This window comes from Pokkaliibacter plantistimulans (genome assembly GCF_003194385.1).
Classification (GTDB): domain Bacteria; phylum Pseudomonadota; class Gammaproteobacteria; order Pseudomonadales; family Balneatricaceae; genus Pokkaliibacter; species Pokkaliibacter plantistimulans.
Genome location: NZ_LAPT01000022.1, coordinates 87,863 through 109,863, shown reverse-complemented (window position 1 = coordinate 109,863; position 22,001 = coordinate 87,863). Strand labels below are relative to the sequence as shown.

Below are 22,001 nucleotides of genomic sequence, written 5' to 3'. Positions count from 1 at the left end.
GTATTAATCCGGGTTTCCCCGGGCTATCCCCCACTACCAGGTAGATTCCTACGCGTTACTCACCCGTCCGCCGCTCGTCACCCAAGAAGCAAGCTTCTCTGTGCTACCGCCCGACTTGCATGTGTTAGGCCTGCCGCCAGCGTTCAATCTGAGCCATGATCAAACTCTTCAGTTCAATTCATACAGTGCTTAAGTGCACCAAACTTGGCTCAGAGATCCACATTACTCAACGAATTGAGCATCGTTCTCTGACTATTTTGTCGAGTCAGGAACAAGTGCCCACACGAATTATCCGATTGATTTTTAAAGAGCAGCTGGTGATCGCAACCACCAGTAAAGAAGAGGTGCGCATTCTATCGAATCACCGGAAGATGTCAAGCCGCATTTTCGCTTGGCTTTTCTTCAGCATTCGCCGTTGCCGGCTAAGGTACTGAATTTTAACATCTTCTTTTTCTTCCGGAGCACTCAGCGCGTTGCTGCGTGTTCAGTGGGGGCGCATTATAGGCACTTCCGGGAGTCTGTCAACACTCTTCTCAACAAAATGCAAAACACCTAAAACTAACCACCACAAGCGCAAAAGGCCCCGTAGGGCCTTATCAGAGAAAGTCTTAAATTAGCGCTTTTCGCTTCGCTTGATATTCCGCACCAAGCGACGCTGGCGTGCTTCATCGCGCAGCTGTCTTGCGGTCTTAGTTTTGGGCTTATCTGCAAATGGGTTGTCACTGCTCTTAAAACTGAATCGCACAGGTGTTCCCTTAATATTCAGCACCTGTGCAAAGCGGTTTTCCAAATAACGCTGATAAGCACCTGGCAGATCATTAGTTGAATTACCGTGCACTATAAACAAGGGAGGATTGGAGCCGCCCTGGTGAGCATAACGCAGTTTGATGCGATGTCCTTTTACCATCGGTGGCTGATGGTCCTGCACGCAATCCTGCAACAGGCGGGTCAACCGACTAGTAGACCATTTGTGCATCGCCGAGGCATATGCTTCATTAACTGATTTATACAGATCTCCCACAGCCGTGCCGTGCAGAGCAGAAATAAAATGCATGTCGGCGAAATGCGCAAATACCAGCCGACGATCCAACTGGCGACGGATTTCATCTTTCTGCTCTTGTGTCATGCCATCCCATTTATTGACAGCAATGACGAGTGCTCGACCCGATTCAATGACGAACCCGATCAAGTGCAGATCCTGTTCGGACAGACCATCGCGTGCATCCAGCACACAGATAACGACATGTGAATCTTTGATAGCCTGTAATGTTTTGACAATAGAAAATTTTTCGATTGCCTCATTAACACTGCGGCGACGCCTAACCCCTGCCGTATCGATCAGCGTGTAATCCTGATCATTGCGCACATAGGGGATATAGATGCTGTCACGCGTAGTCCCTGCATGGTCATATACAACTACTCGATCTTCGCCCAGCATCCGATTGACCAATGTGGATTTGCCAACATTAGGACGCCCCACCACACCGATGCGAATACCGCGACTTTCCAGTTCAAGAAGCCGCTCCTGCTCCTCAACAACCGGGTAATCAGCCATAGTCACTTCAATCAGACTACGAATACCGCGTCCATGAGCTGCCGCAATCGGTAAAGGCCCTTGTAAGCCCAGACCATGGAAGTCCACCATGGCTACATCTGGATCCATACCATCGGTCTTGTTGACGACCACCCAGGCAGCCTTGTTCAGGCGACGCAAATGATCCGCAATCATCTCATCAGCAGGATTCAGCCCAGCACGCGCATCCACCAAAAACAGTACGACATCAGCCTCTTCAATGGCCTGTAGTGACTGTCCGGCCATAGCGGCATCAATACCGTCTTCATTGCCACTGATACCGCCAGTATCCACCACAATATAAGCACGGTCACCTATACGCCCTTCGCCGTACTTACGATCGCGGGTCACCCCTGGCATATCCGCTACCAACGCATCATTTGTACGTGTCAGACGGTTGAAGAGTGTGGATTTGCCAACATTGGGGCGCCCCACTAAAGCAACGACAGGATTCATCGGTGTAAAACCATTTTAGCGAATTCAGAAAAACAAACGGCCGTCAGTCGACGGCCGCCTGTGTATGTTCAATAGCTGCAATCAATACTGCAGCTCTTCCAAGCGACCACTGTTGCCAAGTATATATAAACTCTGACCAACAGACTGCATATCGCCGCCAACACCGTCACTATCAACCTGATAGCGGTTCATGAAACGGCCATCAAAGCGGGACAGAATATGCACATAGCCTTCAAAGTCAGACACGGCAAGCACATCACCCCAGATCACTGGTGTACCCAGTCCACGATATTTCAATGCATCCTGCTTCCACAGCACAGCACCGTTATTACGGTCGAATGCCACGACATCACCTTCGTCATCAACCGCATAAACTGACGTCGAGTCTACCGCAACGCCTTTAGCACTGGAGAATGGCTTGCTCCACAACACCCGACCTGAAGAAGCATCCAATGCTGTCAGATCACCTTGATAGGTAACGCTGTAGAGTACATTTTCCATAAAGGCAGGCCGCCCTTGCGCATCCACTACACGCTCCAGCTCAGAGCGTCCCTTGGGCATAGCCAGACGCTGCTCCCAAACGGTTGCGCCAGTGTCATTGGTCAACAGCACCATCTTGCCAGAGGAAAAGTTGGCAATGGTTGCATTGTTGAACACCAACGGGAAGGCCGTTCCACGCAGAGTCAAAGACGGCGCATTGCTGTCATAACGCCAGACTTGTTTACCATCAAGCGCATTGTAGGCAATTAGGCTGCCGTCAATGTACTGCACGACCACAATGCTGCTACTGCCCTGTGGCGGAGACAGTACTTCTGTTGGCGCATCAATCTGCCAGCGTGTTTCACCGGAAGCGGCATCCAGCGCGTACAACTGGCCATCTAACGTACCGACCACAACCAGGTCACCGTTGAAGCCCACTCCACCACTGATGCGTGCTTCCATGTCCCGTTTCCAGAGCTGCTTACCACTTTCTCGATCGTAGGCAGCAATCACACCTTCATTGGTCGCAGCAAATACCGACGTTTCACTCAGTGCCGGGGTCAGACCTACCTTTTCATCTGTATTACTTGAGCCAACGTCTACATGCCAGGCAGATTTGATCTTCAGCGTTGCATCAATAGACTGCAGCTCTGCAGGCTCGTTTTCCGGAGTACCCTGCCACAGACTACAGCCAGACAATACTGATGAAACCAGGAGAACAGCCGTGTAGTTACGCCATGCCATATCATGCTCCCTTCGCTACGGCGAGATCATCCAACTTCATCGCCAGCACCGGGCTCTGCCGTCCAGCTTCCTGATAGAGAGCCTGGGCTTCCATATAAGCCTGTCGTGCCTCAGCAGTTTTACCTTGCAGGCTCAGAATATCACCACGCAGTTCCGCCCGCTCAGGGGCATATAGGCCACCGTGATCCTGTAACATTCCGAGCGCCTCAGCACCCTTTTTATCTGCAAAGAGAACACGAGCCAGACGCAGCTCTGCCAGCTCGCCAATATCAGTAGTACTTTCTTGATCATGTACCCATTGCAACTGGCTCTGAGCTTTATCAAGCTGCCCTGCATCGGCATAGACCTTACCGAGCAGTAGCGCAGCGAATCGCGCATAGCTGGTATCGGCATAATCCTTTTTCAATTGCTCTGAAACATGCTCATAGGTAGCCAACTGCTCGTTACTGGCTTTACCACCCTGTGCAGCTGCTACTCCTTGCACCAGGCCTTGATAAAGTGCGGAGGCATTGCCGTAGTATGTTTGCTGATGATGTTGCCATGCTTTCCAACCTACTACCGCAGCAGCAGCGACAGCCACACCTAAAATCAGCGACTTACCGTTTTCTTTCCACCAATTGCGGATCAGCTCAAGCTGCTCCTCTTCGGTTCTCAGTTCACTCACAGGGCTATTCCTTATACTTGCTTATTGAGCGCCGCGACTATAGCTGCCACAAAACCTTCTGCATTTACTTCTTGCGGCGATCCATCCTGCCAGAGCGTACCGCACAATGATTCACCATTTTGTTTGACGATCAAGGCCAGCGTGGCGCCAGCTTGCTGTGCTTTAGCATTGATGTTCTTCAAGCCCGCACAATGACTACGCAAGCGCAGGCCAGGTATGGCAGTACGAAGCTGTTCGGCCAGACTGATCAAAGCAGCCTGCAAACCTTTATGCTCCGCAGCAAGATACAAATCCAACGTCTGGCGAGCAGACTCAGGTACTAGTTGCAGGGTCTCCAGCATCAGCACCAAGCGTTCAACTCCCATAGCAAAACCTGCACCGGGAGTACTCTTGCCGCCCAACTGAGCAACCAGTCCGTCATAACGACCACCGGCACAGACAGTGCCTTGTGCACCCAGCGACGAGGTAGTCCACTCAAAAACCGTTCGATTGTAATAGTCTAAGCCACGCACCAGCTTGGGATTCAGAACATAGCGGATACCATTGGTATCCAGAATGTGGCAAAGCTCAGCAAAGTGCTCTTTGGATTCCTCATCAAGGTAATCCTCCAGCATGGGCGCCTGACGCAAAATATCCTGAGTATTCGGATCTTTTGAATCCAGAATACGTAGTGGGTTGCTGGCAAGGCGGCGTTTGCTGTCTTCGTCCAGTTGAGCTTCAAACTGGAGAAGGTAGTCCACCAGTACCTGACGATAGTGCGCTCTGGCTTCACTACTGCCCAATGAGTTAAGCTCCAAAGTGACATGTTCCAGCAGACCAAGCGACTTCCATAGCCTTGCAGTCAACAGAATCAGCTCAGCGTCCAGCTCGGCTCCTGACATACCAAAAGCTTCTACACCAATCTGGTGGAATTGCCGGTAGCGCCCCTTCTGTGGCTTTTCGTAACGAAACATCGGCCCCTGATACCAGAGACGCTGAGTCTGATTGAACAGCAAGCCATGTTCTTCCGCTGCGCGTACACAGCTAGCGGTACCTTCTGGGCGTAACGTAAGACTTTCGTTGTTGCGATCCTCGAAGGTATACATTTCCTTCTCGACGATGTCCGTTACTTCACCGATGGAGCGCTTAAACAGGTGGGTGTACTCCACCACGGGCATACGAATTTCACTGTAGCCGTAGGCGTCCAACACGTCTTTCACTTGCGCTTCGAGATACTGCCAAACGACCGAGTCTTGTGGCAGTACGTCATTCATCCCGCGAATGGCTTGAATCTTTGCCAAAGCGTCTTCCCCAATACAGATAAATGGATTCAGTTTTGCGGCAATGTCATACGTACGACATCACGTCCAGCGTACTGACTGATATCAACCGCATTACTATCGATACTGATGGACTCGATACCAGGCATATAACCGATCACCAGACGCACCGGTGGCTTCACATGCATGGCGACTTCATCACCAGTGGACTTAATAGCAGCCATTAACCGCTTGCCATCACCATCCTGAAGCTGGAACCAGCAGTCGGACTTGAATTTAATCACCACATAATCTGTGCCAGGAGGCCCTGCAGGCACATCTTGCGCAGGAGCGGTAGCATTCGACATGTCCTCATCTACAACCTGCTGATCACTCGTTGCACCTGGCTCAGTAGCAATTGCGACATCAGCAGAAGGCCCAACGGGAGCAGTAGATGCTGTCACTGCAGACTCCGTGTTTGCCGTCTCCGTAGAAGGGGCAATATTATTCATAGCGGCCTCATCGGCAGCTGCTGTCGGTGCTGACTCATTGTCACCCGTCACTGAGGCATTGATCTGACTGGCACTCAGCGGCAAGGATACACTGTTATTCTCTTCTGCCGGGTCAGCCAGCACGATCTGCTTGTCTCCCTCCAGTGTGGAGACAGTAATTTTGCTGATCAGGTTATGGAATATTTCGCTAGGATTAGTGAACTGGTGCTGCTCTTTCCACCAGAGCAAGGACAATACCGCCAGCGCCAGCAAGAACAGGATAGTCAGTATCCGCATCAACGGGTCCGTAATACGCGCCTGACGCTTCACTTTACCTACATTAGGCAGAGGAGCGATGCGAGGCTGCTCCTGCACACCTACCATCTGCTCATACGGGCCAAGCCAGATATGCTCCGGCTGCCCAAGGAGCTTGGCATACGCCTTGATGTACCCTCTGACAAAGGGTGGCTTGGGCAAGCGAGAGAAATCTCCGCTTTCCAGTGCCTGCACATAGAACTTAGTCAGGTGCAGTTGCCGTGCAGCATCATCTAGTGAAAGCCCCAGACGCTCACGTCCCACACGCAGCAAATTGCCGGGAAAAATGCCATCAGGACTCAGGCCAGCTGAAAGTTCATCTGTCTCGTTCACTCCGAGGCTCCTGGGGTTGCAGGCTGTGTCCACACATTCAACTCTTCAAGTAGTGACTTGTTGCCGCTTTGTTCAGCAATGCGTTTTCCCAGAGCCAGCGTCTCCGGGTTGTGCTTCGCATAGCCTTGTTTTACCAAACGATTAAAAAAGGAAAAGTCGATCGCAGCTTGCTTAGGGTCTGATAGTTTCATGTCTACTTGAGCAAGGGCATACCATGTCTGTGGTGACATGGGCGACAGCTTGACTGCGCGATTTAGGTTTTCTCGGGCACCTGCCAAGTCGCCCTGAATTAAAGCACAGCGACCCAGGTTTTCAAACGCCTGAGCACGCTGGGTGTAGAGGGGATCTTCTGCGGCCAGCTTTACCTGTGCACAGCCCTGCTGAGCCTTACCCACTGAAAACAGATACGCTCCGTAGTTGTTGTGCAACCGCGCATCGGCAGGATGGCGGGCAATAGCCTGATCAAACGTTTGCTCAGCCAAGCCCTGCTCACCCTGGGCGGCATACATCATGGCCCAGGCATTCAGTACTTCTACATCATTAGGATCCAGCTCTTTGGCACGTTGCAGAGGCTTTATGGCAGATTCCGGCCGACCAGCCTGAAGATATCCCAGGCCAAGGCGGACATAAGCCTGGGCAGCACGCACCGCTTGCTCGCGCTGTTCCTTAGCAGAAGGTTTTGGAGGATTAGAAGTAGTGGCACACCCTTGGAGCAAACACATGGTCAGCAGTCCTATCCATGCTGTGTGGCGCATCCACTACTCCTTACTTGTTCAGATAACAACGATTATCAAGCTGACTCAGATTCCAAGGTTATCACGAACCGTCAAGGACTGATCAACCAATTTAATATAGCGCTCGCTGCGACGGGTGCGATCATCAACCTTGCCTACCAACTGACCACAGGCTGCATCGATATCATCGCCACGGGTAGTCCGCACGGTAGTAACGATACCGGCATGGGAAACATAATTCTGGAACGCCTTGATGGCTTCATCCGTAGAACGCTCATAACCCGAGTTCGGGAAGGGATTAAACGGAATCAGGTTCAATTTACAGGGTACCTGGCGCAATACCTTAACCAGCGCTTTGGCATGTTCAGGCTGGTCATTCACGCCTCGCAGCATGGTGTACTCAAAGGTAATGCCGCGCTTGTCATCACACTTGTCGAGGTAGCGCTTACAGGCAGCAACCAGCTCTTCAATAGGGTATTTCTTGTTGATAGGTACTATCTTGTCGCGCAGCTCATTGGTCGGCGCATGCAGAGATACCGCCAGAGAAACATCCGTCACGTCACCCAGCTTATCCAGCATAGGCACTACTCCTGCGGTACTCAGCGTTACCCGACGTTTGGACAAACCATAGGCGTTGTCCTCCATCATCAGGCTCATGGCATCTACCACCGGGTCAAAATTCATCAGTGGCTCACCCATTCCCATCATTACCACATTGGTCACGCGGCGATCACCCGCAGGATCAAACGGACCAAAGGAGCCAATGGCGACACGCAGCTGACCGATAATCTCCGCAGCAGACAGGTTACGGTTGAACCCTTGCTTACCGGTGGAGCAGAAGCTGCAGTCAAGTGAGCAGCCGACCTGTGACGAGACACACAACGTAGCGCGGTCACCATCGGGAATCAGCACAGTTTCCACCGAGTTGCTTTCACCGACACGCACTACCCACTTGCGAGTACCGTCTTTGGAAAAGTGTTGATAGATCACTTCCGGATCGCGAATCTCAGCGACCTGTTCAAGCTTGTGACGCAGGTTCTTACTAATATCCGTCATATCTTCGAATGACTTCGCCCCACGCTGGTGAATCCACTTCAGCACCTGAATGGCACGAAATTTCTTTTCACCCAGACTCTCAAAGAAAGCAATCAGCTTTGGCAAAGAGTAGCCGAGAATATTTACTTTGGTGTTCTGTTCGTTCATGGGGCAAGTCATTTCAATCAGTCAAAGGTGGACTAATCCACCCGGGAATCAGCCGCCGAAAAAGTAAGCGATTTCGCGAGCAGCTGAAGTAGAGGAGTCAGAACCGTGTACAGCGTTGGCATCGATAGAATCCGCGTAATCATGACGCAGAGTGCCAGCAGCTGCTTCTTTAGGGTTGGTCGCGCCCATGATCTGGCGGTTTTTAGCAATGGCTTCTTCGCCTTCCAACACCTGTACAAAAACAGGACCAGAAGTCATGAAAGATACCAGGTCATTGAAGAAACCGCGTTCTTTGTGCTCAGCATAGAAGCCTTCGGCATCTTCACGAGACAGAGTAACCAGTTTACCTTCCACAACTTTCAGGCCAGCACGCTCGAAACGAGTGATGATTTCACCGATTACATTCTTTTTAACTGCGTCAGGCTTGATGATGGACAGGGTACGTTCGATAGCCATTTTTCTCTCCAGCAAATGCTTTGATTAGGGGTTGGAAGTTAAACCGGGCATTATACGTGAGAGCCTTTACCCTGAGTAGGGTTATCCACAAAAACAAAACGCCCGCAATAGCGGGCGACATGCAATCAACAACTTATCATGCATCACAGGGTCTAACGCGCTTCTTCGATCCAGGCCATTTGGATCGCTTCAAGAATTTTTTCATTGGAGCGCTCAGGATCATCTTCAAATCCTTCCAGCTCGCACACCCAGCGATGCAAATCGGTAAATCGAACATATTGGGGATCCACATCGGGATGCCCTTCAGCCAACTCAATGGCAATGTCCTGTACATCAGTCCAGTGCATAACGATGCTCCTCAATGACGCTCTGATGCGTGATTCAGGGTGTACTTGGGTAACTCCACAACCAGATCCGTGTCACCCACGATAGCCTGACAACTCAACCGCGAATCAGGCTCCAGACCCCACGCCTTGTCGAGCATATCCTCTTCCAGCTCATCTGCCTCGTTGAGGCTACTGTAACCTTCGCGGACGATGACATGGCAGGTGGTACAGGCACAGGACTTCTCGCACGCGTGCTCTATCTCAATGCCATGACGCAGTGCTGCATCACAGATCGACACCCCTGGCTCAACTTCGATCACCTTGCCTTCAGGGCAGACTTCTTCGTGGGGAAGAAAAATAATCTGTGTCATCTATCACCTCAAAATTCATCTACACGATGGCCGGCCAGCGCATCGTGAATGCTGCGATCCATGCGTCGGGCAGCAAAGTAATCGGTACTCTGGCTCAAAGCCTCAATCGCCGCCGACAAGGCAGTGTGATCTTGTGTCTGCTGGCGTAACGTCAGCAGCTGCGCCATGTCTTCGCGCATTGCCTGCAACTCTGCTGCAGACAGAAGCGTTTGATCAGCTTCCAAGGCACTGTCCAGCGCTTCCAGCAGACGATCCGCCTCAACCTGTTGCTCTCGCAGGGCCCGTGCGGCCATATCCACTTCAGCAAACTGATAGGACGCCTTCAGCATCGACCCGATTTCATCTTCGGAAAGCCCATAGGAGGGCTTGACCACGACACTGCTACTGACGCCAGTAGACAGTTCTTCTGCAGCCACACTCAACAAGCCATCTGCATCCACCTGAAACGTCACGCGAATACGTGCTGCGCCTGCAGCCAACGGAGGAATACCTCGTAGCTCAAAACGCGCCAGAGAGCGGCAATCAGAAACCAGTTCACGCTCGCCCTGCACCACGTGAATCATCATCGCCGTTTGACCATCGCGGAAAGTCGTAAACTCCTGCGCGCGGGCAGCCGGAATCACCGTATTCCGATCAATAACACGCTCGACCAAACCACCCATCGTCTCCAGACCAAGAGACAGCGGAATCACATCCAGCAACAGCATGTCAGCATCGCGCTTGTTACCGACCAAAATATCAGCCTGGGCGGCAGCGCCCAGTGCCACTACCTTATCTGGATCAATGGAGGTCAGTGGCTGGCGATCAAAAAAGGCTGCGACCTGCTCACGCACATACAGGGTGCGGGTAGAGCCACCCACCATAACGACGTCCTTCACCTCCTGAGCAGAGATACCCGCATCACGCAGGACTTTGCGACAGGCTCGCAACGTACGCTGCACCAGACCATCCAGCAAATGGCTCATCTGTTGGCGGGTCAGCACCAGTGTTGACTCTATGCCGGGCAGCGCGGGCTGCAGCTGTACGTCTTCATGCTGAGCCAACTGCTCTTTGGCGGCACAGGCAGACTGCAACAGCAGGCGCCAGTCCCGCCCTGATAGCTCAGCCTCAGGCAGTTGCCACTGCGTCACTGCCCAACGAGCAATAGCCATATCGAAATCGTCACCACCCAGCGCCGAATCACCGCCTGTGGCCATGACCTCGAACACACCCTTGTGCAGGCGCAGGATGGAAATATCAAAGGTACCACCGCCCAGATCATAGACAGCGATGATCCCCTCTGCCTGCTCATCCAGCCCATAGGCGACAGCGGCTGCCGTAGGTTCATTCAACAGACGGAGCACCTGCAAACCAGCCAGTCGAGCAGCGTCTTTGGTCGCCTGACGCTGAGCATCATCAAAGTATGCCGGCACGGTGATCACAACACCGTCCAGCTCACCACCTAGCGAAGCCCTGGCACGCATTGCCAGAGTTTTCAGAATCTCGGCAGAGACCTGCACAGGACTGACCAGACCTGCCCGCGTACGCACATAGGGCATACCTGAATCACTGGCTTCCAGCTGATAAGCAAGCGTCGAGCTGTCAACATCAGCAATACCACGCCCCATCAGGCGCTTGATTGATGACAGGGTATTTTCCGAATCGATAGCCATGGCTGCGCGCGCAACCTCACCCACTTCAATACCGGTTTCGGCATAGCGCACAATAGAAGGAACGATATCCCTGCCTTGCTCATCGGCCAGGGTAACTCGTTCACCGCTGCGTACAGTAGCCACCAGGGAGTTGGTCGTCCCCAGATCAATACCTACCGCTCGCTTGCTTTGATGAGGCTGTGGGCTTTGGCCCGGTTCTGATATCTGCAGTAGCACGGCAATACCTTAATGATGATTAGTCGTCGAGCCGTTCTTCCATGGCATCAACTTCGTCGAGCAGCTTATGCATGAATTGCAGCTGGCGATGGCATTCGTGCGCCTGAGCGAGGGAATCGGCGTCCCCTTGCTGCCAGGCGCTGACAAAGCGTTGATATAACCCGTCACGTGCTTGCCCGACTTCATCTCGAACACTGTTCAGCACTGCAAAGGGGTCAGTAGCAGCATTGGCCTCCTGCAAGGCTTCGCGCCACTCCATTTGCTGCATCAGGAAGTTGACATCTTTGGTAGTGTTGGCTTCTGATCGCACATCCAGACCTGCCAACTGCAGCAAGTAGCCAGCGCGCTTCAGAGGTGACTTCAGCGTAGCCAATCCTTCATTTACATAGGTGGCGTACTGCAGTGCCATGCGCTGCTGCTGCGAACTGGCTGCTGCATGGCGATCCGGGTGCAGGCTTTTCTGCAACTCCTGATACCGCTGCTGCAACACCACCTGTTCCACCGCAAAAGACACCGGCAGACCGAACAGCTCAAAGTAGTTCTGACGAAAATCCATGGCAGGCTTCACTGGCTGGAAAACAAGGGAAACTCATGACGCCTGCTAATTCAGACGTTAAAGCTTTCACCACATCCGCATTCACTGCGTACATTAGGGTTGTTAAACCTAAAGCCTTCGTTCAGACCTTCCTTGACGAAATCCAGCTCGGTACCATCGAGGTAAGCTAGGCTTTTTGGATCAATGAACACTTTGACTCCAAACGACTCAAAAACTTCGTCTGTGTCATCCGGCTGATCAACAAACTCCAGAACGTAAGCCAGCCCGGAACAACCAGAGGTTCGCACACCGAGGCGTACGCCCTGCCCTTGTCCACGCCCTTTGATGTAGCGATCGACATGGCGCGCGGCCGCTTCTGTCATGCTTATGCCCATTTCCACTCGCTCTCCTGGGTGCCAGCAAAGCTGGCACTGTCACAGTCAAATCACTTCGCAACCTTGGCGCGATAATCGTCAATGGCTGCCTTGATGGCGTCTTCAGCTAATACCGAGCAATGGATCTTGACCGGAGGCAGGGCCAACTCTTCAGCGATAGAAGTGTTCTTGATTTCAGCGGCCTGATCCAGAGTCATCCCTTTCATCCACTCGGTAACCAGCGAGCTGGAAGCGATGGCGGAACCACAGCCGTAGGTCTTGAACTTGGCATCTTCAATTACACCCTGCTCATTGACCTTGATTTGCAGACGCATCACGTCTCCGCAGGCAGGCGCTCCTACCATGCCAGTCCCCACAGTAGGGTCAGCCGCATCAAGCTTGCCAACGTTGCGGGGGTTTTCGTAGTGGTCGATTACTTTGTCACTGTAAGCCATATCAATCTCCTCAACTTTCTCTGAAATGTGCGTAGTACTTGAAGCCCATCATCAATGATGAGCCCACTCCACCGTGCTCAGATCAACACCCTCTTTATACATATCCCAGAGGGGAGAAAGCTCACGCAGTTTATCTACTGCCTTGCGAATCAATTCCACGGCGTAGTCCACCTCTTCTTCAGTGGTGAAGCGGCCGATACCAAAACGGATTGAACTGTGTGCCAGCTCATCATTCAAACCCAGTGCACGCAGCACATAGGAAGGTTCCAGGCTGGCCGACGTACAGGCCGAACCAGAGGATACCGCTAAGTCTTTCAGGGACATCAGCAGCGACTCGCCTTCCACATAGGCAAAGCTAATATTCAGGTTACCCGCCACCCGATGGTCTGCGTCGCCATTGAGGTACACCGCCTCCATATCTTTAACACCATTCCACAGACGGTTACGCAGCGCGCTGGCATGGGCAGCATCCTTTTCCATATCCAGCTTGGCAATACGATAGGCCTCGCCCATGCCAACAATCTGGTGAGTAGGCAGTGTGCCTGAACGCATACCGCGCTCATGACCACCACCATGCATCTGTGCTTCGATACGAACACGCGGTTTGCGACGCACATAGAGTGCACCGATGCCTTTGGGGCCATAAATCTTGTGAGCAGTAAGCGACATCAGGTCAACATTCATTGCTTCAACGTCGACAGGAATCTTACCTACGCTCTGTGCCGCATCAACATGCAGCAAAATGCCACGCTCACGCGTCAGTTTGCCGATGGCAGCAATATCAGTAATGGTGCCAATTTCATTGTTGGCATGCATCAGACTCACCAACACGGTGTCATCACGCAGAGCCTCTGCCACCATTTCAGGCTCGATCATGCCATTGGCGTTAGGCGTCAGGTAGGTAATCTCGAAACCTTCACGCTCCAGCTGCCGGCACGAGTCCAGCGTTGCCTTGTGTTCGATCTTGGAGGTGATAACGTGCTTGCCTTTTTTCTGGTAGAAGTGCGCAGCGCCCTTGATAGCCAGGTTACTCGCTTCGGTCGCGCCGGATGTCCAGACAATTTCACGAGAGTCGGCACCAATCAGGTCAGCTACCTGATCACGCGCCTGCTCAACCAACTCTTCTGCTTTCCAGCCAAACACATGTGATCGCGACGCCGGGTTGCCGAAAACGCCATCCATCGTAAGACACTGGACCATTTTCTCAGCAACACGAGGGTCAACAGGGGTAGTGGACTGGTAATCAAGAAAAATAGGCAACTTCATGCTTAACTCTCCAGGGCCGAAACCCTTCCTCAAATAGCAAAATCACGGTCTGGGTACCGATCAGCCTACGGCGATTCGATCAGCACTCATTTGTCTGCTCTGATGGCGACGATCCTGACGCTCTGCGGTGGCTTGCACTTCACGACGCGAGACCAGATCAGCCAGACTGATACCACTCAAAAAAGAATGAATCTGGTCACTCAGATCGCACCATAGATGATGAGTAAGACAGGTTTCTCCCATCTGCTGGCAGCCACCCTGCCCGCCACACCCCGTGGCATCTACTGTTTCGTTAACAGCGTCCACAACCTGAGCCACGAAGATACACTCAAGATCGCGACTCAGTTGATAGCCCCCCCCCGGACCACGCACGCTCTTGACCAGGTCATGTCGGCGCAGTTTGGCAAACAGCTGTTCCAGATAGGACAGCGAAATCCCCTGACGCTCTGATATATCCGCCAAGCTGGTGGGACCTTTGCCACGATGCAATGCCAGATCCAGCATCGCCGTGACGGCATAGCGCCCTTTGGTTGTCAGTCGCATCGTGCTCGCTCCCGGCGCGCCTTAAGCTTTATACCAAGCCAGAACACAGACCGTGCCCTGACTCATCAAATCACCAAGATGGACGTATTATGCTAATCCCGACTATTTTTATCAAGTATATAGCTGAGCAATTTAGTAGGTTATTGCTTCGACGATTTTTCGATAGCAGTCAAGAAGCCACGCAGCACATTCAGCTCAACAGTGTCGAGACGCGAGCGCAGGAACAGACGGCGCAACCGCGTCATTAACTGTCTCGGGTTTTCAGGATCAAGAAAATCAACTTTGACCAACACTTGCTCAAGATGCACGAACAGTCGCTCAATATCTTCGGCAGGAGCGGCATCGATATCCCAATCCACGCCCCAGAAGGGGGCCTCCACCTGATCATCCTCCAGACTACGCATGCGCATTTCGTAAGCCAGTACCTGAACCGCAGCCGCCAGATTGAGCGAGCTGAAATCAGGGTTGGTCGGAATATGCACGTGATAATGACACTTGTGCAATTCGTCGTTAGTCAGACCCCGATCCTCACGACCAAAGACCAAAGCCACTTCACCTACGGGCAGTTCAGCCCAGGCTTGCGCCGCCGCTGCACGTGGATTGAGCAACGGCCATGGAATATGGCGTGATCGGGCGCTGGTACCAATGACCAGCCGGCACCCTGCGATGGCTTCATCCAACGAAGAAACGACTCGTGCCTGAGCAAGGATATCGGTAGCGCCGGATGACAGCGTATCCGCCTCGGGGCTTGGAAATATCTTTGGCGCCACCAGCACCATCTGCGCCAACCCCATGGTCTTCATGGCTCGCGCGGCCGCCCCAATATTGGCAGGCAATGACGTATTGACCAGAACAATGCGGACGCGCTCAAGCATTTTCAAACCTCAACAAAAATGGCGCGCTATTGTAGCAAACCACAAAAAAAGATGCGCCACTGGACGACATCATTGGCGCATTCGACACACTTTGGCAGATGCGAGTCGACAGAAGTTTGTTATACTTGCGCACTTGCCCCGATATCATGAGTCGGATATCACAATCGTCGGTCATTGGTAATTCGGTCCTTCTTGGTAAGTCTTTCTCGGTAAATTGTTGCCATGCAGCCCATGCTGAATATTGCTTTACGCGCCGCGCGTATTGCCTCTGAAAACCTTGTACGCTCACTTGAACGCCTGGATCTGGTTCGCGCCGAAGGACAGGACGTCAACAAGTTCGTTATGGAAACCTGCCAACGTGCTGAGCAAAGCATTGCCCGCACCATCCTCAAGGCATTTCCTCAGCACAGCATCAACGGTCGTGCCAGCGGTGTTATCCAGACCGCCACGGGCGAGCACACCGAAGCCGAATGGACAATCAACTCGCTGGATGGTGAGCTGAATTACAGCCGCAACCTGCCTTCTTTTGCACTGTCACTGACCGCCAAGATCAGAGGCAAAGTTGAACACGTACTAGTCATCAACCCTGTAACCGGTGACGAGTTCACTGCCAGCCGCGGTCGTGGTGCACAGCTTAATGGCCGTCGCATTCGTCTGAGCAATCGCGCCCAGCTCGACAAGGCCCTGATCGGCATTACTTTTGACAACGTCATCAGCAATCGCCATCTGCTCAGCACCTATCTGAATGTGCAGCGCCAGCTGATGATGGGCAACGCCCATGTCTATCAGTGTGGCAGCGCCCTGCTGGAAATGGCGGCACTGGCAGCAGGCCAGCTGGATGCCATCGTCATGCTGAACCGCAACGAGATTGAACTGGATGCAGGCACGCTGCTGCTACAGGAAGCTGGCGCTCTGCTGGGCGACCTGAATGGCAGCCCCAGCTACCGCAATAGCGGCCATGTCATGGCAGCCAGTCCGAAGCTGTTCAAGGCACTGACCCAAAGCCTTCAGAGCGCAGCCAGTGATCTGCAGGCTTGAGCCTGCTAAATCCAAATAAAAAACGGAGCACAAGCTCCGTTTTTTATTTGTCCAGAAACACTGGGAATTACTGAACTTGAGCCTTGGCTTTCTGTTCAGCATACAGCGCATCAAAGTTAACCGGCGCCAGCATCAACGGTGGGAAACCGCCTTTAACGACAAGGCTGTCTACCGCTTCGCGAGCATAGGGGAACAGTACGTTGGGACAGAATGCATGCAGAGTATGCTCCAGTGCATCCCCCTCAATACCACGAGCCACAAACAGACCAGCTTGCTCCACTTCCACCAGGAAAGCAGTCTCATCGGCGTTCTGTACGGTCACTGTTACGCTGACCACCACTTCATACAGACCCTCAGCCAGATGATTAGCACCGGCATTCAGATCCAACTTAACCTTGGGTTCCCAAGCCTTGGTAAATACCAGCGGCACACCTGGCGCTTCGAAGGACACGTCCTTCAGATAAAGGCGCTGCAGTGCAAACTGGGGCTGTTGGGCTTGTTGTTCGTCAGCCATGAGAATTCCTTACGCTAAGCAGTTCAGAGGTAAAAAACGTTCAAAGAGTATCAGCCAGCCAGCAGGGTATCCAGCTTTCCGGCACGCTCCAGCGCATAAAGATCATCACAGCCGCCCACATGAGCCTCACCGATAAAAATCTGTGGCACCGTATGACGACCCTGGGCACGTTGCATCATTGTCTGGCGTGCCGCGTTATCACCATCTACGGCAATCTCTTTGTATTCCACACCTTTATGCTGCAATAACTGCTTGGCACGGATGCAATAAGGGCAGTAACGGGTAGTGTAGATTTCGACAGCTTGCATGCTCCCTCCCAACACTTAACGAACCACGGGCAGGTTGGCGCCTTTCCATTCAGCGATACCACCTGACAGCTTCATCACGCGCGCGAAACCCCGCGTCTGCAGTGTCTTGGCGCTCGCACCAGCACTCTGCCCCATCGCACATACTACAATGATGGGCTTGTCCTTATGCTTGTTCAGTTCATCAGCACGTTTGTCAAAGTCAGCAGCGGGAATATTGATACTGTTGACGATATGTCCGGTTTCAAACTCTTTACGTGGCCGAACATCGACCACCACCGCATCTTCCTTGTTAATCAGCATGGTTGCCTGCTGAGTACTCAGCGATGGACCTCCTTTGCGCTTTTCAGTCCAGAGCAACAAACCCAGCACCGCTGCAAAAGCCACTGCCAGTTCCCAGTGCTTCACCACAAATTCAATGTAACGTTCCATACTTCAGTCCGTCCGAGAGAAGGCTTGAAGCAGCACCGTCATCACCGTGATAACCATGGCTGCCTCCCCAAAAAAGATGGCCGTCAGTATACACTGCACATCCCGCCATACCAGCAGAGCCTCCCTATTGCCCCATAAGCCAGAGGCTATTGGCAATGCGGTCATAGCAGTCACACATTTGCGGCAAGAGCGCCATTGTGCTGCGCACCAGGGCGGTATGAAGGCTGTCCTTTACAGAGTACAATGCCAACGATGAACACCAGCGCCAGCTCCCGAAAGCCAAGCCGGGTGTAGATAGGAAGGGTGAGACCGTAATGACTGCACAACGTAAACCTGTGGCCTTGATTATCCTTGATGGTTGGGGCGTCGAGCACACCGAATCCAGTGCCTTCAATCAAGCCAAGGCCCCCGTCTGGAATGGTCTGTGGAAGAACAATCCACACTCTCTGATTGCCACCTCCGGGATGGATGTCGGTCTGCCAGAGGGTCAGATGGGTAACTCCGAAGTCGGCCACATGAATATTGGCGCAGGCCGCGTGGTCTATCAAAACCTCACCCGTATTACCAAAGATATCAGCGACGGTACGTTTTTCACCAATGCTGCTCTGGTCGACAATATCGACAAGGCCGTCGCTGCTGGTAAGGCAGTCCATATCATCGGTTTACTGTCCGCCGGTGGCGTACACAGCCATGAAGAGCACATGGCCGCTACCTGTGCTCTGGCCGTTAAACGCGGCGCGACCAAACTTTACGTTCATGGTTTCCTTGACGGCCGCGACACCCCACCACGCAGTGCCGAACCCTCCATTGCATACATCGAAGCCGAGCTGGCCAAACTGGGTGTCGGTCGCATAGCCTCCCTCTGTGGTCGTTATTTTGCCATGGACCGCGATAACCGCTGGGATCGGGTAGAGACTGCCTTCAATGTCATCGCCCTGGGCGAAGCGGAGTATTCTGCTCACTCCGCACAGGAAGCCCTGAAAGCGGCTTATGAGCGCGGAGAAAACGACGAATTCGTCAAAGCCACTGCTATTGTTGGCGACAACGGCCAGGTCGCGATCCTTGAGGATGGAGATACCATCATCAACGTAAACTTCCGTCCTGATCGCGCCCGCGAAATCACCCGCACCTTCATTGAAGGTGACGAGTTCGATGGCTTCCAGCGCAAGGTTCGGCCACAGGTGCAGTTCGTGATGATGACCGAATATGCTGCCAGCATGCACATTCCCTGCGCCTATCCGCCTGAAGCCCTGACCAATACACTGGGCGAGTATCTTTCCAATCTGGGCAAAACCCAGTTGCGTATTGCTGAAACCGAAAAATACGCCCACGTTACCTTCTTTTTCAGCGGTGGCCGCGAAGAAACATACCCCGGCGAAGAGCGTATTCTGGTGCCCTCTCCCAAAGTAGCGACCTACGATCTGCAGCCTGAAATGAGTGCTCCTGAAGTCACCGACAAACTTTGCGAGGCCATCCGCTCCGGCAAGTTTGATTTTATTGCCTGCAACTACGCCAATGGTGACATGGTCGGCCACAGCGGCATTTACGATGCAGCCGTCAAGGCGGTGGAAGCTGTCGACAGCTGCCTGGCCAAGGTACTGGAAGCGCTGACAGAGGTAGGTGGCGAAGTACTGATCACCGCGGATCACGGCAATGTCGAGATGATGCAGGACCCAAGCACCGGTCAGCCGCACACCTCTCACACCGTGTTCCCGGTAGGTCTGGTCTATGCCGGGCCGCGCAAGGTCAGCCTCGACAATGGCGCCCTGGCCGATCTGGCTCCTACTATTCTGGACATGATGGGTTTGCCACAGCCTGCAGAAATGCAGGGCAAATCACTGGTGCATTTTGATTAATACACCACCGTGCCCAACCTAAGCATGCTGACCTCAAGCTCTCCAGCCAGCTGGCCTCTGCGCCGGCTGGTTGCGTTTGCCTTGCTGCTGACCAGTTGCTGCGGTCTGCCCACGCAGGCTGCAACCGATCAGGACAAAACCGCCACTCAGGCACAGATCAAGCAACTCAAGACGGATATCTCCAAGCTGCAGAGCTGGCTCGACTCAGCCAAGGATGAGCGCGCAACGCTGCTCAAACAGCTCAAAAGCAGTGAAACCGACATGGGCCAGCTGCAGCAGCAGATCCGCGAGCAGGAGGCCCAGCTCAAGGATATCGAAGCGCAGATCAAAGCGCTGGAGCAGAAAAAAAAAGCCCTTGATACCTCCCGGCTTGAACAGCGCGACATCATTGCCCGCCAGTTACGTTCTGCCTATATCAACGGACAGGGTAATGACCGCCTGAAAATGCTGCTCAGTCAGAATGACGCAGCGGAGATGTCACGGCTGTGGTTCTATCAGAACCGTCTGCAACAGGCACACCGCGATCAACTCTACACCTATCAGAACCTGCTGGATCAGATGACGCTGGTCCAGCAAGATTTGAAGCAGAAGAAAACCGAGCAGAATCAGGCCCGTATCGGCATGGAAGCACGTCAGCGGGAACTCGCTAAGGTATATGAGCAACGCGGTACCACACTGGCAGCCCTGAACAAGAAAATGGACCGGGAGTCTGACCGCCTTGAAAGCCTGCAGACCGATCAACGCCGCCTTAACACCGTACTGGCACAAATTGAAGCATCTTTGCGTGCTGCCAAGTTGAGCCAGAGCAGTGGTGCCTTTGCTTCCCTTAAGGGCAAGTTATCCAAACCACTGGACGGGCCTATCCTGTCGCGCTTTGGCCGCGGTGGCGACTATGTCAGCAATGACGGTATTGTCATCGGTGGGCCGACCGGAGCTACCGTCAAAGCAGTCAGTAGCGGTCGGGTCGTGTTTGCCGACTGGCTGCGAGGCTTTGGCCTGCTCTTGATTATTGACCATGGTCAGGGCTATATGAGCCTCTACGGCCATAACGAAACCCTCCTGAAAGACACCGGTGACTGGGTACAGGCCGGTGACGCCATCGCCACCCTCGGGCGCAGCGGTGGACAACAGGAATCCAGCTTATATTTTGCGATCCGTCATGATGGAAAAGCGACTGACCCCCAGCCTTGGTTCAAAAATGGTTAAGACACCCCTACGTGCTCTGCTGAGCACCCTGACACTGGCTCTGGCCATTCCGCTGAGCGCGCAGGCTGCTCCTGCTAACGCACCTGCGGACACCAATGCGCTGCCCATCGACTCCCTGCGGCTGTTTGCTGAAGCCTTTGAGCGCATCAAACAGAATTACGTCAAAGAAGTCAGTGATCAGCAGCTGATCCAATATGCCATTCAAGGCATGGTTTCCAATCTGGACCCCCACTCCAGCTATCTGAGCCCGGATGATTTCCGCGACCTGCAGGAAAGCACCAGTGGTGAATTTGGTGGTTTGGGTATCGAGGTTGACCAACAGGATGGCCTGATTCGCGTGGTATCGCCGATTGATGACACCCCCGCACAAAAGGCCGGTATCAAAGCAGGCGACATGATTATCAAGGTGGATGGTCAGGCGGTGTCGACCATGAACGTCAACGATGCCATCAACCTGATGCGCGGCAAGCCCGGCTCCAAGGTAACACTGACGCTGATGCGTGAAGGCGTTACCCAACCCATCGTCAAAGTGCTTGAGCGGGCGGTCATCCGCGTCAAGAGCGTGAAATACAAGTTGTATGACGACAGTTACGGTTATGTACGCATCACCCAATTCCAGGAAGACAGCGGTGACGAAGTGGTCCGCGCCCTCAAACGTCTTAAAGACGATGCCAAAAGCAAAGGCCTGCGTGGCGTGGTGCTGGATTTGCGTAATAACCCCGGTGGCGTACTGCAAGCCGCAGTGGAAGTGGCAGGCGCGTTCCTGGATGGCGGTCTGGTGGTCTACACCCAGGGCCGCGGTGAAGATGAAGGACGCGCCGATTTCGATGCCAAACCCGGCGATCTGACCGGTGGAGTGCCACTGGTTGTGCTGATCAACGGCGGCTCCGCCTCAGCATCGGAAATCGTTGCCGGCGCCTTGCAAGATCGTAAGCGTGGCGTGATTCTCGGCGAACCCAGCTTTGGTAAGGGCTCGGTGCAAACCATTATGCCACTGGGTAGCGACAGCGCCATCAAGCTGACAACCGCACTGTACTTCACCCCCAATGGGCGCTCAATTCAGGCCGAGGGCATCACCCCTGACATCCGGGTGAATGATGTCAAGGTGACGCCTGTGGCAGAACAAGGCGTCAGCATCAAGGAGGCCGACCTCAAGGGCCACCTGAATAATGCCGGTGGTAACGTACAGAACAATGATCAGTCCATCAGCAATCTGATTGAAAGTGACTATCCACTGTTTGAGTCGTTCAACCTGCTAAAGGCGCTGTCACTGGCCAAACGTTAACCCGCGGTTTTGCGCACCATAGAGTGATGGGAAAGAACGCTCTTTCTCATCACTCAACGCCTCAC

At 53.3% G+C, this 22,001-nt stretch carries 24 protein-coding genes and 1 rRNA gene; 4 read left to right on the top strand and 21 right to left on the bottom strand.

What is annotated here, in order from left to right; translation table 11 throughout:
* The 18 genes from WH50_RS05955 to trmJ all read right to left on the bottom strand — a co-directional run.
* Nucleotides 1–175: ribosomal RNA gene (locus tag WH50_RS05955) — 16S ribosomal RNA — on the bottom strand; the annotation flags it as partial.
* 438 nt (nt 176–613) lie between these two features.
* The gene (gene der, locus WH50_RS05950; protein ID WP_110186493.1) at nt 614–2,029 is read right to left on the bottom strand and encodes a ribosome biogenesis GTPase Der; all 1,416 of its coding nucleotides are present in this window, start codon (nt 2,027–2,029) and stop codon (nt 614–616) included.
* 81 nt (nt 2,030–2,110) lie between these two features.
* On the bottom strand, nt 2,111–3,253 hold the full coding sequence (gene bamB / locus WH50_RS05945) for an outer membrane protein assembly factor BamB (protein WP_110186492.1): 1,143 nt from the start codon (nt 3,251–3,253) through the stop codon (nt 2,111–2,113).
* A 1-nt stretch (nt 3,254) separates the two neighbouring features.
* The gene (locus WH50_RS05940) at nt 3,255–3,917 is read right to left on the bottom strand and encodes a YfgM family protein (RefSeq protein ID WP_165838320.1); all 663 of its coding nucleotides are present in this window, start codon (nt 3,915–3,917) and stop codon (nt 3,255–3,257) included.
* A gap of 11 nt (nt 3,918–3,928) precedes the next feature.
* On the bottom strand, nt 3,929–5,170 hold the full coding sequence (hisS, locus tag WH50_RS05935) for a histidine--tRNA ligase (protein WP_243410011.1): 1,242 nt from the start codon (nt 5,168–5,170) through the stop codon (nt 3,929–3,931).
* 56 nt (nt 5,171–5,226) lie between these two features.
* Entirely contained in the window at nt 5,227–6,294 is a 1,068-nt protein-coding gene (locus tag WH50_RS05930) for a RodZ domain-containing protein (protein ID WP_165838319.1), read from the bottom strand.
* A complete protein-coding gene (gene pilW / locus WH50_RS05925) occupies nt 6,291–7,049 on the bottom strand; it encodes a type IV pilus biogenesis/stability protein PilW (RefSeq protein ID WP_110186488.1) in 759 nt (252 codons plus the stop codon). Before pilW ends, WH50_RS05930 begins: the two co-directional genes overlap by 4 nt.
* A 45-nt stretch (nt 7,050–7,094) precedes the next feature.
* The gene (rlmN, locus tag WH50_RS05920) at nt 7,095–8,231 is read right to left on the bottom strand and encodes a dual-specificity RNA methyltransferase RlmN (protein ID WP_110186487.1); all 1,137 of its coding nucleotides are present in this window, start codon (nt 8,229–8,231) and stop codon (nt 7,095–7,097) included.
* Nucleotides 8,232–8,279: 48 nt separating this feature from the next.
* A complete protein-coding gene (gene ndk / locus WH50_RS05915; RefSeq protein WP_104155024.1) occupies nt 8,280–8,687 on the bottom strand; it encodes a nucleoside-diphosphate kinase in 408 nt (135 codons plus the stop codon).
* 152 nt (nt 8,688–8,839) lie between these two features.
* Nucleotides 8,840–9,034: a Fe-S cluster assembly protein IscX gene (iscX, locus tag WH50_RS05910; RefSeq protein ID WP_110186486.1), complete on the bottom strand. Its 195-nt coding sequence runs from the start codon at nt 9,032–9,034 to the stop codon at nt 8,840–8,842.
* A gap of 11 nt (nt 9,035–9,045) precedes the next feature.
* Nucleotides 9,046–9,384, bottom strand: a complete 339-nt coding sequence (gene fdx, locus WH50_RS05905) for an ISC system 2Fe-2S type ferredoxin (protein ID WP_104155026.1) — start codon at nt 9,382–9,384, stop codon at nt 9,046–9,048.
* 8 nt (nt 9,385–9,392) lie between these two features.
* On the bottom strand, nt 9,393–11,252 hold the full coding sequence (gene hscA, locus WH50_RS05900; RefSeq protein ID WP_110186485.1) for a Fe-S protein assembly chaperone HscA: 1,860 nt from the start codon (nt 11,250–11,252) through the stop codon (nt 9,393–9,395).
* Between the two features lie 19 nt (nt 11,253–11,271).
* A complete protein-coding gene (gene hscB, locus WH50_RS05895; protein ID WP_110186484.1) occupies nt 11,272–11,808 on the bottom strand; it encodes a Fe-S protein assembly co-chaperone HscB in 537 nt (178 codons plus the stop codon).
* A gap of 50 nt (nt 11,809–11,858) precedes the next feature.
* Nucleotides 11,859–12,182: an iron-sulfur cluster assembly protein IscA gene (iscA, locus tag WH50_RS05890; protein WP_104155029.1), complete on the bottom strand. Its 324-nt coding sequence runs from the start codon at nt 12,180–12,182 to the stop codon at nt 11,859–11,861.
* A gap of 50 nt (nt 12,183–12,232) precedes the next feature.
* Nucleotides 12,233–12,616, bottom strand: a complete 384-nt coding sequence (iscU, locus tag WH50_RS05885; RefSeq protein WP_104155030.1) for a Fe-S cluster assembly scaffold IscU — start codon at nt 12,614–12,616, stop codon at nt 12,233–12,235.
* A gap of 51 nt (nt 12,617–12,667) precedes the next feature.
* Complete coding sequence (locus WH50_RS05880) at nt 12,668–13,882, bottom strand: IscS subfamily cysteine desulfurase (protein ID WP_110186483.1); 1,215 nt, start codon at nt 13,880–13,882, stop codon at nt 12,668–12,670.
* A gap of 60 nt (nt 13,883–13,942) precedes the next feature.
* The gene (gene iscR / locus WH50_RS05875) at nt 13,943–14,425 is read right to left on the bottom strand and encodes a Fe-S cluster assembly transcriptional regulator IscR (RefSeq protein ID WP_104155032.1); all 483 of its coding nucleotides are present in this window, start codon (nt 14,423–14,425) and stop codon (nt 13,943–13,945) included.
* 140 nt (nt 14,426–14,565) lie between these two features.
* On the bottom strand, nt 14,566–15,300 hold the full coding sequence (gene trmJ / locus WH50_RS05870) for a tRNA (cytosine(32)/uridine(32)-2'-O)-methyltransferase TrmJ (RefSeq protein WP_110186482.1): 735 nt from the start codon (nt 15,298–15,300) through the stop codon (nt 14,566–14,568).
* A gap of 231 nt (nt 15,301–15,531) precedes the next feature.
* Between trmJ and WH50_RS05865 the strand changes: the two genes are divergently transcribed.
* Nucleotides 15,532–16,338, top strand: a complete 807-nt coding sequence (locus tag WH50_RS05865; RefSeq protein ID WP_165838318.1) for an inositol monophosphatase family protein — start codon at nt 15,532–15,534, stop codon at nt 16,336–16,338.
* 67 nt (nt 16,339–16,405) lie between these two features.
* Here the strand turns inward: WH50_RS05865 and secB are convergent, their stop codons facing one another.
* From secB to WH50_RS05850, 3 genes are read right to left on the bottom strand one after another with little or no spacing between them, the layout of a single operon-like run.
* On the bottom strand, nt 16,406–16,852 hold the full coding sequence (gene secB / locus WH50_RS05860) for a protein-export chaperone SecB (protein ID WP_104155035.1): 447 nt from the start codon (nt 16,850–16,852) through the stop codon (nt 16,406–16,408).
* Between the two features lie 50 nt (nt 16,853–16,902).
* Entirely contained in the window at nt 16,903–17,160 is a 258-nt protein-coding gene (gene grxC / locus WH50_RS05855) for a glutaredoxin 3 (RefSeq protein ID WP_110186480.1), read from the bottom strand.
* A 15-nt stretch (nt 17,161–17,175) separates the two neighbouring features.
* On the bottom strand, nt 17,176–17,589 hold the full coding sequence (locus tag WH50_RS05850; RefSeq protein WP_104155037.1) for a rhodanese-like domain-containing protein: 414 nt from the start codon (nt 17,587–17,589) through the stop codon (nt 17,176–17,178).
* 314 nt (nt 17,590–17,903) lie between these two features.
* Here WH50_RS05850 and gpmI point away from each other — a divergent pair, with 314 nt between their 5' ends.
* Genes gpmI through WH50_RS05835 form a run of 3 tightly spaced genes read left to right on the top strand, consistent with a single transcriptional unit; the run spans nt 17,904 to nt 21,936 of the window.
* Entirely contained in the window at nt 17,904–19,445 is a 1,542-nt protein-coding gene (gene gpmI, locus WH50_RS05845; RefSeq protein ID WP_110186479.1) for a 2,3-bisphosphoglycerate-independent phosphoglycerate mutase, read from the top strand.
* Between the two features lie 24 nt (nt 19,446–19,469).
* Nucleotides 19,470–20,651: a murein hydrolase activator EnvC family protein gene (locus tag WH50_RS05840; RefSeq protein ID WP_110186478.1), complete on the top strand. Its 1,182-nt coding sequence runs from the start codon at nt 19,470–19,472 to the stop codon at nt 20,649–20,651.
* Nucleotides 20,644–21,936: a S41 family peptidase gene (locus WH50_RS05835; RefSeq protein ID WP_110186477.1), complete on the top strand. Its 1,293-nt coding sequence runs from the start codon at nt 20,644–20,646 to the stop codon at nt 21,934–21,936. Before WH50_RS05840 ends, WH50_RS05835 begins: the two co-directional genes overlap by 8 nt.
* The last annotated feature ends 65 nt before the right edge of the window (nt 21,937–22,001 follow it).